General features: G+C 44.8%; 11 protein-coding genes. 4 read left to right on the top strand and 7 right to left on the bottom strand.

Features of this window, described 5'->3' with window-relative positions:
* Window positions 1–29: 29 nt before the first annotated feature.
* The 7 genes from CWO27_RS10425 to CWO27_RS10395 form a co-directional block, all read right to left on the bottom strand.
* Entirely contained in the window at window positions 30–719 is a 690-nt protein-coding gene (locus CWO27_RS10425) for a hypothetical protein (protein WP_102431692.1), read from the bottom strand.
* Window positions 719–1,897 (bottom strand): OmpP1/FadL family transporter, encoded by a 1,179-nt coding sequence (locus CWO27_RS10420; protein WP_102431693.1) that lies wholly within the window; start codon window positions 1,895–1,897, stop codon window positions 719–721. The genes CWO27_RS10425 and CWO27_RS10420 overlap by 1 nt, the downstream gene beginning before the upstream one ends.
* A gap of 93 nt (window positions 1,898–1,990) precedes the next feature.
* Window positions 1,991–2,803, bottom strand: coding sequence for a crotonase/enoyl-CoA hydratase family protein (locus CWO27_RS10415; RefSeq protein ID WP_102431694.1), 813 nt, complete (start codon window positions 2,801–2,803; stop codon window positions 1,991–1,993).
* A 223-nt stretch (window positions 2,804–3,026) separates the two neighbouring features.
* A complete protein-coding gene (gene fhuB / locus CWO27_RS10410) occupies window positions 3,027–5,021 on the bottom strand; it encodes a Fe(3+)-hydroxamate ABC transporter permease FhuB (protein ID WP_102431695.1) in 1,995 nt (664 codons plus the stop codon).
* Window positions 5,021–5,959 (bottom strand): iron-siderophore ABC transporter substrate-binding protein, encoded by a 939-nt coding sequence (locus CWO27_RS10405; protein WP_102431696.1) that lies wholly within the window; start codon window positions 5,957–5,959, stop codon window positions 5,021–5,023. Before CWO27_RS10405 ends, fhuB begins: the two co-directional genes overlap by 1 nt.
* An 82-nt stretch (window positions 5,960–6,041) precedes the next feature.
* Window positions 6,042–8,189: a TonB-dependent siderophore receptor gene (locus tag CWO27_RS10400; protein WP_102431701.1), complete on the bottom strand. Its 2,148-nt coding sequence runs from the start codon at window positions 8,187–8,189 to the stop codon at window positions 6,042–6,044.
* Window positions 8,190–8,395: 206 nt separating this feature from the next.
* Window positions 8,396–9,304 carry an AraC family transcriptional regulator gene (locus CWO27_RS10395; protein ID WP_102431697.1) on the bottom strand — a complete coding sequence of 303 codons (909 nt, stop codon included), beginning with the start codon at window positions 9,302–9,304 and terminating at the stop codon, window positions 8,396–8,398.
* Window positions 9,305–9,523: 219 nt separating this feature from the next.
* Between CWO27_RS10395 and CWO27_RS10390 the strand changes: the two genes are divergently transcribed.
* The 4 genes from CWO27_RS10390 (at window position 9,524) to CWO27_RS10370 (ending at window position 13,039) form a co-directional block, all read left to right on the top strand.
* Window positions 9,524–10,285, top strand: a complete 762-nt coding sequence (locus CWO27_RS10390; protein WP_102431698.1) for a siderophore ferric iron reductase — start codon at window positions 9,524–9,526, stop codon at window positions 10,283–10,285.
* A 77-nt stretch (window positions 10,286–10,362) separates the two neighbouring features.
* A complete protein-coding gene (locus CWO27_RS10385) occupies window positions 10,363–11,148 on the top strand; it encodes an ABC transporter ATP-binding protein (RefSeq protein WP_102431699.1) in 786 nt (261 codons plus the stop codon).
* Window positions 11,149–11,292: 144 nt separating this feature from the next.
* Window positions 11,293–12,384: a PQQ-dependent sugar dehydrogenase gene (locus CWO27_RS10380; protein ID WP_102431700.1), complete on the top strand. Its 1,092-nt coding sequence runs from the start codon at window positions 11,293–11,295 to the stop codon at window positions 12,382–12,384.
* Window positions 12,385–12,829: 445 nt separating this feature from the next.
* Window positions 12,830–13,039 (top strand): cold-shock protein, encoded by a 210-nt coding sequence (locus CWO27_RS10370; RefSeq protein ID WP_004737278.1) that lies wholly within the window; start codon window positions 12,830–12,832, stop codon window positions 13,037–13,039.
* The last annotated feature ends 31 nt before the right edge of the window (window positions 13,040–13,070 follow it).

Below are 13,070 nucleotides of genomic sequence, written 5' to 3'. Positions count from 1 at the left end.
TTTTTATTTATGGGGAAACGAGTTGAAGCTTAGTTGAACTCATAGGTGTAAGAAGCACCGACACTGTTATTTTCACCGAAATCGTCCTCAGCAAAAATAGTGAAGAAGTTGAATGATTGAGCATCACTCAATTTGTAGCTTGCGCCGACGCCAGCCCAATAGCCGGAGTAATCATCAGACCCCATTGAACCGCCACCGAAGCCCATGATAGACCATTCATCCGTAATCGTTTTTAAACCAAACGCACCAATGTAGCCACCGTGTGTTGAACTCGGCATCAATACATAGTCAGAGCCAACGTTATCATCATCGAACACCGCCACTTCACCATCGTTATAGCTGTAGCCAGCCATCGGGAAGATTTGCCATCCAAACGGCTCAATATCAAAATAACTCAACGGAACAAATGTCCCGATACTGTAGTTATTCTTATAAGCATCGTTGTCGTATTCAGAGCGGCTAAAGTTGAAATTGACGATGCCCAAAGGTAATAACCATGAACCACCCACTCGCCACTCTTCGCCGTCCGCGTTGACACGAGCATTGATCATTCGAGCTTCATCAAGCCCGATAGAGCCTGAGAACTTAAGCTCTTCGTTATAAGCAACGCCGGCTTTGGTCACGATTTTAGTCGGATCATCTGGATGCTTCTCTTCAGCCAAAGCATCCGTTGAACCCAGTATTACCGAAGTAACAATTAATAAATTACGTAATGTCATTAGAATGTCGCGCTAACGCCAACAAAGTGAATGCGGCCATCGAAAGAACCATTCAACAAGTTCACCTGTGAACCTGCCAAGTTTCGGTTCATATCAACTGAACCTAAATCTGCGTATTCATAGAAAACGTCAATTAAGATATCATCCCAATAGGTAGATGCTCCTACCGAGTAGCGGTATTGCTCGCCCACTGGAAGGTCAACCCATTGCATTGAAGGATCGTCTTGTGGTGACGTTTCGTAAGAGAAGCCTGCTTTTAAGCGCCAATCAGAGTTAAGTTGGTAATCCGCACCTACTGCAAACTTCCATACATCATCCCAATCACGTTCGATTGGAACGCCGCCTAAGTCAGTTGCTCCGAAATCTAATACCGTTTCGTCCCAAGCACTCCAGCGGTGGAATTGAACGCTTGCCAAGAGATCAAGTTGAGAATTCAATGCATAACTTGCACTGAAGTCAATGATTTCAGGAAGAGCAATATCTGTAGACAAAGAGTTAGCAACATTACCTAAACCTTTCACTTCGTTATTAAACTCGTGTTCTAGCTTAGAGCGATAACTGGCACCTAACTTGAGTTTATCTGTAGGCGTGTACATTACACCTAGGTTATACCCGTAAGCCCAATCAGTATCTTGCTTAGCTGTAAACCCAGAAGTCGACTGCTCGAATGCAGCCCAACTCAATTGAACGCCAGCACCCACTGACCACTGATCATTCAGCTTATAACTCAGTGATGGGTTCACTTGCATTGCGGTCAGGGTAATGTCTTCTAGAAGTGCAGCACCCGCCCAATCACTGCCGTAATCAAGGCTTGAACCACCAACAGCACCCAGCGCAATACCAAGGTGTAATTTGTCTGTGACTTGGTGAGCATGGAAGGCACCAAATGAAGGCATGACTGAATGAGCTTTGCCGTCTGGATTACCATCGTTGTCTTGATATTTCATCTCAAGATCGAACGCCATGGTGTTGATGGTCGTTTTGCTCTCGCCCATGTGAGACATAGTGGCAGGGTTAGTCCATATCGCAGCAGCAGAGCGAGTATAAACACCGTCACCAGCACCAGTAGTACCAGCATTGGCAACGACCGCTTCTTGCAAAAACAGGCCACTTGCGAAAGCATTTAAGCTAGTAAAAATTGCGGTGGCAGCTATAGAGTAAGTAAAAGTTTTGTTCATCAGATTGCTCATTTAGCCTTAGACATTAAATTGTTCTAAGGTTACCGCAAAGCCTCATAAACAAAGGGAATATCCATTATTCCTGTACAAACGCTATTTAAACTTTCTGGCGACGTATGGTCGTGGGTTATCTCGATGAATTTCACGTTGAGCAGCAATCGCTCGGTTCTTACCCAAAGCGACCTTTATCTGATACCAAGTCTCGTAGAACACAGCCATGCCTGGGCTTGACCACCAAGTCTTGTTATAGAGTTTCTTATTAGCAGCGACAACATCTGGCGACCGATTCGCACATTCCAGAGCCAAAGCATAAGCTTCAGCGTAAGGGTCTTCGGCAATCTTGGTCACCAATCCATATTCTTTCGCGGTTTCGCAGTCGATCACTTTGGCCGTCATCGCCATTTCTAGGGTGTGATCTTTTCGCATCAGCTCTCGAAATGCGATGGCGCCTCCCATATCAGGAATCAAGCCCCACTTTGCTTCCAATATTGAGAAGTTCGCATCAGGGCTAGCAATCCTAAAATCACCACCACTGACTAATTGCAGACCACCTCCCCAACAACGACCATGAATCGCAAAAATGACAGGGCATGGAATATCTCGCCAACCCAATGAAAAACGTTGTGCAGCATTAGGCAATGTCGGTAACCATTTAAACAGCAGCTTCATCGCCCCAGATTTACTGGTTAAAAGGGACTTAACATCAAGCCCTGAACAAAAATCAGGCCCCTCGCCCTTCACTATTACAGCACGAATCTCAGTGTTCTTTTTCAGCTGAGTCACCATGTTATTCACGCCTTGGAACATTGCCATATCAATAGCATTGAGCTTATCGGGTCGATTCAACACAACCGTCGCAATTTGGTTTTCATCGATAGAACAAGTAATACGATCGAGGTTTGGCATGGCGGCTACCTTATCAGTGGTCAGACCTTTAGATTATACATTTTATTAACATATGCCAAACTTGCACATTAAGAAGCGAGACCTGCGTTGCTTAACTCCCCCCCTTTACACAAACGACTCCTACAAAAAAAGCAGTGATGGATCGCTCCATTCACTGCTTTTTATTCGTAGCTTTGGTTGCCAATAGCTTTGATTACCAGTGGTTTTAGGACATTAGCAGAACCTATGCTGTTCGAGATTTCAGTAATAAGAATATGAAATAACTGCCACCAATAATGGAAACTAACGTCCCTGCCGCAAGTTGCGCTGGGAACACCACCACTTGCCCTAACCAATCAGCAAATAACATCAATGCCGCACCAATCAAAAACGATAGAATGATCTGTTCACGAACCAAACGAGCACCAACCATCACCGCGATATGTGGAGCCAATAGACCAACAAAGGCGACCGGCCCCATGGTGGTTGTGACCATCGAACATAACACCGCGACAATACACAACAGAGCCACGTAAGCGATGTTGATGTTCAGCCCTCTGGCACTCGCGAACTGTCGTCCAGTCGCAATTAAGGTCACCCAACGACTCAACAGCAGAGCAACACCAATACAAGCCGTTATCACGACAGCCATTATAGTGGCAGACTCAGGCTCCACACGGTAGGTAGACCCTGCTAACCAAGCCAATAATGTGTATTTCCCCTCACCCACTCGTGTTAAAGAGAATTGCACCAAAGCTTCCAATACCGCGGTCAGCGAGATACCTGTCAGAATTAGAATAGACGGAGCAAACTGATGCTTCTTGCCAAGGAACAGCAATAAACAAAGCGCAATCGCACTACCTAAAAATGCAACCCACGGGCTTAGTGAGTGAATCGAATAGCCCATGAATAAGCTACTGAAAATCAACGCCAGAACTGCACCCGCCGACACACCAAGAATGTCTGGGCTTGCGAGCGGGTTGTAGACCAATCTTTGTAAAATCACACCCGCCACCGCTAAGCCGCCACCAGCGAATATCGCGGTTAACATTCTCGGCCAACGAATAGACCATTCAAATGCGTCTGGGATAACAAAGTAGCCCATATCAGAAGAAGGCTGTGACAATGCACTCAACGCCAACAACCCGAAAATCATTGTGCCCAACAAGAAGTAAGCCAAAGATGAAATAGACTTCGGACCTTTAGGCATTGAGAAAAACAACTGATCTTGAGCAGACATTTGCTTTCTCGCAATAATGATCAACGCAGGAGCACCAATCACTGCGGTTGCCGTCCCTGTTGGAATCATGTCCAAAGACCATTGCGCCAAGAAGATCGCCAAGCTGTCGGTGACACAAAGTAATAGCGCGCCTAATACACAACTCGCGATGAGTTCAGATTTAGCCTTTAGAAAACCTAGATGCCTAGCGATGTTCGGAGCAATCAAGCCGATAAAGCTGATCACGCCCACTGAGGTAATCGACACTGAAACCAACCAAACGCCGATTGCCATTAGCACAAAGAAGGTCGTGCCAATATTGAGCCCGCGCGCCGCAGCCCCTTCAGTGCCGATGGAAAGCAAAGTCAGAACTCGCGGAGCTAAGAAGAATATGGCAAAAATCGGCAACAGCTTAGGCATCAACCAAAGCACTTGTTCCCAGCCATTTTGCCCTAGGTCGCCCGCTCCCCATACAAACAGATTCTGTGCGTACTGGTCGTTGAGTAGAATAATCGCCGTTGCAAATGCCCCTAGCAATAAGTTGACCGCCATACCCGCCAATACAATCGGTAAACCGCTCATATTTTTAATGCCAACAATGGAGACAATCAGACCCATAGCAAGCAGCGCGCCTATCAGCGCAAACCAAACCGAATATTGAGCAACCAACATTGGCGCGACCACGTTCAGAATGACCAGACCAAGCCACGCCCCTGATGATGTACCGAGTGTAAGTGGAGACATCATGCGGTTCTGCGTTAACTGTTGGAACAAACTACCGATAGTGCCAAGTGTTCCACCAACCAAAATCGCCATCACTAAACGAGGTAAGTTGACATAAATTAATGCCATCAACTCGAATGAATCGTCGACCATTTTATTGAATGTAACGATGTCACTGATCTGTGAGACTTGCTGAAACAACTCACCGATAGGGCCAAATTCAGACTGGCCTAACCATAAATGAATAAGGGCGGCGATAAATAACACCGCCCCCATCATCAAACCACTGGATTTCATTACTGCTCCGCTAACGTCAACAACGATTGCGCCATCGCTTCTGCGTTATACAAAATCGACATAGCACCGCCGTAGCTCCAACTTGCTGCTACAGGGCTAAATTGACCATTACGAACGAAAGGCATGCTCTTCCAAACCGGAGAACGATCTAACTTGTCTTGATATGGGAAAGGTTCGAAGTAAAGCGCAATACCACCCTTAACATTCTTAAGCTCGGTCATACGCTTTTGACTGATGCCCCACTGACTCGCAGGAAGATCCATCGCATTTTCAAAGCCTAGCTGCTCAAGCGCATATTGCGGAATCGAGTTATCACCGTATATGTAAACCGAAGTCGTGCTCGCAAAACGGAAAGAGGTCACTTTCGGCTTGTCGCCCGGATACGCTTTATCTAGTTCAGCTTTTAAAACCTCAAGACGTTCGTCCATCGCAGCCAGTTTGTCGTTCGCTTGCTCTTCTTTACCAAGCAATTGGCCTATCTTCTTGAAGTTATCGATAGCCGCCGCCGCATTGCTATGCTGTTCACTGTACGTCTGGTAGTAAAGCACGGGCGCAATTTCAGAAAGTCGTTCCTGAAGATCTTTCTGAGGAGAAGCGATAAGAATCACATCAGGATTTAGCTTCTTCAAAGCAGAGAAATTAGGCTCAGTTCGAGTGCCAATATCGGCCACGCCTTCTGGAATCGCAGGTTGAACAACCCAATCTGTATAGCCAGCGATATCAGGCACTGCCACTGGTGTTACACCGAGTTCAATCACTTGTTCAGCAATGTCCCAGTTCAGCGCAGCCACTCTAACAGGCTGAACTTCAAGGGTTTTAACACCCTCACTGTCTTCAACTTGAAAGTTGGCCATCGCTTGAGCTGATAACAACAAGCTCAATGAGACAATGAACGAACTCACTTTAGGAAAACGAGAAGTAAAATAGTTGGCTTTCATATAATCACTGTCACTTTTTAATTGTTTATTTAACGACAAAAGCAGCCTACACAGGCTGCTTAGATTTATGTATTCAAATGAATTAGAACTCGTAGTTAACGCTGAGCTCTACAGACTGCTCAGCACCGAACCAACAGTTCGATTGGTCGTAACAGGTGTAGTACTCTTCATTAAACAGGTTGTTAACCATCAAATTAGCCGTTGCACCAGATAGTGTGTCGCTTGCCTCACCTAAGTCGTAACCCATAGAGATATCAACGACAGTGTAAGACGGCACTTTCCCTTGAGTATTGGTTGCATCCATCTCCATGTCACCCATGTAACGAGCGCCAGCACTCCAACGCGTACCTGCTAAAGCACCACCGTACACATAGTAATTACTCCACAAATTCGCAGCGTGTGTAGGTACGTAGATTGGTGTCGTTCCTTCAAGGTCAGGGTTTGCATCTTCCGTTACTTCCATATCGACGTATGTATAGCTCGCGTTCACATCCCAATCTTCCGTGACAAACCATCGGCCTTCAAGCTCCAAACCTTGCGAGCGCACCTCGCCTAGCTGAATCTTAGAACGGTATGTAGGATCTGATGGATCAGCAGCAATTGAGTCTTTCTTAGTAATATGGAAATAGGAAGCCGTAACCTGTTGCGACATATCTGGAGACAAGTATTTAATACCCAGCTCGACCTGTTCACCTAGCTGAGGTTTTAAAGAGTTGCCATTAATATCAGTACCTGCCGCTGGCTCAAAGCTCGTCGCGTAACTTACAAACGGAGAAATACCATTATCTAGCTCATACAAGGCACCTACACGATAAGAGAACTGGTTATGTTCAGCTTCTTCTTTTCCATCATAAGTTGGGTAAGAGCTATTTTTATCATCGCTCGCCTTGAACATGTCGTAACGACCACCAGCAAGTAGAACAAGCGCGTCGTAGCGTACTTGGTCTTGGAAATATAGTCCTAGCTGCTCGGTCGTAATGTCGTGAGATTCACGGTAGTTCTCTTGAAGCTGACTTTTATCCAAAAGGTCAGTTTTCGGATTGTAAGCATCAAACCCATAGAAGCCCGCATTCGCAGTGAATTCTTTGTACAGAGAATCACCTGTTAGCTTTAGGTAGTCGACACCGAATAGTAAATTATGCTCTAAGCCACTAATTTCTAGGCGACCTGAAACTTGGTTATCGATAACAAAACTCTGTGAATCCTCATCCGTACTGTAAGCATTTCGAATTAAACTGCCTGTCGCAGGGTTGAAATTAGTCGCGGTGTGGTAAGTATTCTCCTGGTACAGAGATGCATCGGTATAGCGAGCGTTCTGAAGAAAAGTCCAATTATCGTTGATTTGATGATTGATCTTATAGCCTAACATCAAGACTTCACGTTCAAAGGTACTCCAGTTCTTGTCACCCATGGAGACAGATGGATCACTTGCCTTCAGCACTTCAAGCGGCATTGCGGAGTTAGTACCCATTGACGGATCATTTTGATAGTAAAAGTTGAAGTTAATAAGTGTTCTATCAGAGACCTGCCAATCTAGTGAAGGAGCAATCACATAGCGCTCTTCTTCGGCGTGATCGACTTGGCTGTCTTGTTTACGAGCGAGTGCTACCAAGCGGTAAGAAAAGTCACTGTCCCCCAATTGACCTGTTGTATCAATTGACGCTTCCATAAGGTTTCTTGAGCCAGTAGATACTCCTACTTTTGTAGCCCCGTCTTCTTGCGGCGTCTTTGCAATCATGTTGACCATACCACCCGGTGGCATAGCTCCATACAACACAGACGTAGGGCCTTTAAACACTTCAACTTGCTGAATCGCAATAGGGTCTATTTGAGGTTGTAAGTTCCAACCAGTAAGGAACGGAAGTACCAAACCATCGTAGTAGCTTTGGTTATTACTAAAGCCACGAATCGAGAACGTATCGTACATCGTTACTGATGCGCCCTTCTGCTCGGTTACAACACCCGGCGCGTATCTAAGCGCTTGGTTGAGGGACTTCACACCTCGTTGATCTAACTGTTCTTCATCAATAACGGTAATACCTTGAGGCGTCTCTTCTGGCTCAAGTGCCGATTTTGTTGCGGTATTACGATAGGCTTTCCCCATAATCGTGACAGTTTCGATATTCGAGTCTGCCGCTGTAACGGTTTCTTCCGCCAACGCTTGCGCTGAAAATGCAGTGAGCAACGCTACTGCCAATGATGAATACTTAAAACGAGTGTGAGTGGTCATGATTCCCTCGGTACCAATGCTTAACATAAATAATAATAAATCTCATTTGCATTGTATGTATCTAGAGATGGGATAATTAACAATTTGGTGCAAATTAAAAAAGAACTTGGCCTAATTTTAATAAAAATCGGCCAATTGCTGATTAAAAACACAATTGACCTTATTCAGTGGGAGGTTTTATAGAAAGAGGTTTCGTGGGGATATGATTACGATTTAATAATAGGAACCCAGTACTCCATTTCAGCATCTGATGCATGGGCTTGATAGCCAAATGGGTACACTTCGAGTTCATAGCCATCGACACCACGATAACCAGAACTCGGCAGCCAGTTAAGCACAAACCAGCTCAAGGTATGTCGCAAGTTTTCAATCGGCCCACAATGCTTAACCACAGCATAAGTTTGCTTAGGGATGGTCAGCACCTTCAATTTATCGGATATGATGCTTGGTAATTGCGGGATGGAAATTCCGTCGTGAAGCTCAACACCGGCCCAATAGTGGATGTTGGTGCCATCAAAACAAGACTGAGTAAGATCAACGACGCCAATAAACTGAAGCACATTATCATTTGGAATCGTAACTTCCTGTTCCAAGCGAGACCAAAGTTGAGGGACTTTCTCTGCAAAATCTTGTGTTAGTGAAAACAAGCCGCTGATTTCTGATGTTATGCCTTTAACAAGGAAAGACTCTCTTTCGTCAATACGAACTTCAACAAAACTCAGAGCGCCTTTTTCTTCTGCGCTGACAGTTTCAGACACTTGTATCGGCTTTCTTAGCCCTACTCTTTTGCCCGCTTTTCTATATTGGCTTGGGCTTGCCCCAAACATCTGCTTAAAGGAACGACTAAAACTAATTTCTGAATTGAACCCAAGCCCGAGTGCAACATCGATGACACGCTCTCTTCCATCAAGTAGCTCTTCTGCTGCCTGACTCAGTTTTAGCTCTCTCACATAGTTAGCCACAGTAAGCCCCGTTTCGGCTTGAAACACTCTTTGCAGTTGCCAGCGAGACCAACAGCTTTGCTTTGCAATATCTTCTAGAGATAACGCAGAGCTAAGGTTCGCATGGATATAAGCTAGAACGCGGCTGATACGGTCAAATGCAGGAGTGTTCATAGTCACGCTTTTATAATCTCGATAGTGGTAACAATTAAGTCGATACAGGAATACTTTTTAACATTTAAAGCGACTTTTATCACTTAATAATGGCCAAGGCGCACTCAATTTATAAATCTTTTAAACCAAGAGTTCTCTGAAGAGATGCACCATTTTGTATGGTTATCGTCAATGAGGTTCGCTATGATAACGCAACTGATTCTCATTTAATGGTTTAAAATGCTTTCCCAGCTGCACAATATTGCCACTCGTCGCAGAGCCCCCTCCCTGCACCAGAAAATCTTCGCTTACTCAAAACAAATAACGCCTTATCTAAGCGGAAGTTATGGCTCTCTGAGCAGCAAAAGCATCGCAATGACAAACGATAAGAGCCATATCGAGATCAAACGTGTTTACGATGGATTAGCGGAAAATCACACAGAAGCAGGCAAAGCTTATTGGTTAACCCGAACTTGGGATCTAGTTTGTTGGCAACCTATCTATGTGACCTTCGTTTCTATCTACGGCCTTCACTCGCTGCCTGATATTAAGAATATCGGTCAGTTTAGGTACAAAGAGTTCGTCACAGGATACCGATTCTTTAATGGTGATCATCAACACGGCTCACCTGAGGAATTGATACCTAAAGCGGGCGAAGCCATACTTGCACTTACTGAGTTTTATCGCAGCCAAATAAGTGAATGGACACGCATCCGCCCAGGCTTTACTAACCATTTGCTGGCGGATCTACTGTTAGGCAGTTTGATCAAATTGCAGCAGCATGAACCGAGCCTGACCAACGACTACATCACAGCACAAGCTAAGCTTTGGTTAGAAGCATGCCAATTACCTGAAAGTCACTTAGACAGCCTCAAGGTCGATGCCGATTCAGGAATGCTTAAACTGATTAGAGTCAGCTGTTGCTTAGTTTACAAATGCGATTCGGGAAAGTATTGCGACGATTGTCCAAGACACCCCGATAACAAAAAAGCAGCACAATAACACCCTCTATTTTTAAAGGCCAATAACGCTCATTTGATTCCATTGAGTCGCTTTATTGGTCTAGACACAGGACTGACATGTTTCAGCTTTCAAACATCAAAATTGTTCGTGATGAACGAACCATTCTCTCAATTGAAGACCTTGCGATTCCGACCAATGAACTGACTGTCGTTCTTGGCCATAATGGTTCAGGTAAATCTACACTCGTTAATTTGCTATCAGGGCAGATGTCACCGGATCATGGTAGCGTTGAACTGGACGGCACTTCTCTTTCTTCACTAAAAAGCAAAGACTTAGCCAAGAAGATTGCGTATTTGCCACAAAAGCTCCCTGCTTCTGCTGGCTTAACGGTGGAAGAGCTGGTTCGTTTAGGGCGTTTCCCATGGAGAGGCGCGTTAGGTCGTTGGAATTCAGAAGATAAGTCGATCATCCGACAAGCAATGGAAAGAACCGGTGTTACTGAATTCTCACAAGCATTAGCGGATGACTTATCTGGTGGTGAACGTCAACGAGCGTGGGTCTCTATGTTGCTGGCTCAACAGTCACCGGTATTGATCCTTGATGAACCGACTTCTGCATTGGATGTTCATCACCAATTCCAACTGATGAGTTTATTGTCTGAACTGAACAAAAATGAAAACGTTGGCGTTATCGTGATTCTGCACGACTTGAACCTTGCACTGCGCTACGCGACGCACATCGTTGCTCTGAAGAAAGGTCAGATTGCATTTGAAGGCAGCGCCGATAAGTTACTCGATGAACAGGCTTTGTCTGCACTGTATGAGTCCCCAATTCGACTTATCGATCATCCAGTTCCAGCTAAGACAGCTGCAAGCGAAAAGGTCGCCGTTGTCTGCGAGTAACCCGAAGAATCAAAGTTAAGTGAATGAGGTACTCATTCTTTGGATAACTCACCAGCATAACGAGTGAAAACAGAGTAAATGTTTCCTTAAACTTAAATCAACACAAGCTACACTAATACCACCTCATGAAATCAAGAGACTTCAATGAACACTTATCACCGCATTCTATGCTCTGCTTTGGCACTTGTTGTGTCCAGTCCTATTGCCTCAACGGCGGCCTTCGCCTGGCAAGCTGAGAAGATCACAGACGGTCTCGTAATCCCATGGGGCCTAGCTTATGTCGATGACGACTCTATGCTTCTCACAGAAAAAGCCGGCGTTATTAAACACGTTAATTTGAAAACAGGTGACCAAAGCACACTATTCAGGCTGCCTGATGTTTGGGCAAAAGGTCAAGGCGGCGCTCTAGATATTACGTTTTCACCCTTTGAAGAAGACAAACTCTATGTGACGTATAGCAAAGACATCGACGATGAAGGCGTAACCACACTCGCTTCCGCTGATTACAAAAATGGTGAAGTGTCTAATTGGCAAGATGTGTTTGTTTCGAAGTCGAGAACCGATACTGGGCGTCACTTCGGGAGCCGCATTACGTTTGACGATAGCCACCTTTACTTTTCTATTGGCGACCGAGGGGATCGAGATAACGGCCAAAACACCATGACGCACGCAGGTTCAATATTACGATTAAATGCCGATGGAAGCACGCCAAGCGACAACCCTTTCACAGATAACGACAAGGTTCTCGACGAGGTTTGGAGTTTCGGTCACCGCAACCCGCAAGGGCTTTTCTATGATTTCCCAAGTCAAAAGCTTTGGTCTATAGAACACGGTCCGCGTGGCGGTGATGAAATTAACTTAATAAAAGCAGGAGCTAACTACGGATGGCCAGTCACATCACACGGTAAGGAGTATTGGGGCCCTATCAGCGTTGGCGAATCTGAAACCAAAGAAGGCATAGAAGCGCCTAAAAAGGTCTATGTTCCTTCAATCGCTCCGGGCAGTTTGATCGTCTACCAAGGTAACAAGTACCCAGAATTACAAGGCAAGCTGTTGGCAGGGGCACTAAAACTTACCCACATCAATATCGTCACAGTTAACGGGCAAGGTGAGGCAATCGAGGAAGAACGCATTTTAGAGGACTTAGGCGAAAGGATAAGAGACATCGAAACTTCACCAAACGGAGACATCTTCTTCAGCACCGATAATGGTAATCTATACCGCTTGAAAAAGTAGTGGCGACACCGATACAAACAGACGATATTTGATAATGATTTTATAAATAAAGCCGTTAAATACAGGCCCTCAAGTCAATTTAACGGCTTTCTTATCACAAAGTAGAATGTGCCAAAACAGTGCAACCACTCTAATTTTGTCATCAAATTCACCTAGGTTTTTCACAAAAACGACAAGAAATCACCATACAACTGTAACTCCATGATATTTAAGGAATGCAAAGTTTGACTACCCCCAAGTTTCTGCAACCTTTCACTATGGATTCGATTGACTATCCCCTGATTTGATTTAGACTCCATTTCGGCTAGAAAGAAAGTTCTTTGTATATAAACATTTCGTTGGATTACTAGTAACCCCGTTGTGTTGTACGCAATAGCAATAAACTTTTCCACGCTATCAGTGCCACAATTGGCTCACTATAAAAATTAATTTTAGGGATAACATCATGTCTAACACAGTTACTGGTACAGTAAAATGGTTCAACGAAACTAAAGGCTTCGGTTTCATTCAACAAGAAAACGGTCCAGACGTATTCGCACACTTCTCTGCAATCACTGGCGAAGGTTTCAAAACTCTTGCTGAAGGCCAAAAAGTTGAGTTCGTAGTATCTCAAGGTCAAAAAGGCCCACAAGCTGACAGCATCAAAGTACTTTAATTTAGTATTTTAAAGCTTTCTAAAAATAGCC

Origin of the sequence: Vibrio sp. 10N.286.51.C3, from assembly GCF_003050065.1 — a bacterium.
GTDB lineage: Bacteria > Pseudomonadota > Gammaproteobacteria > Enterobacterales > Vibrionaceae > Vibrio > Vibrio crassostreae.
This window is presented reverse-complemented; position numbering and strand designations above follow the sequence as displayed.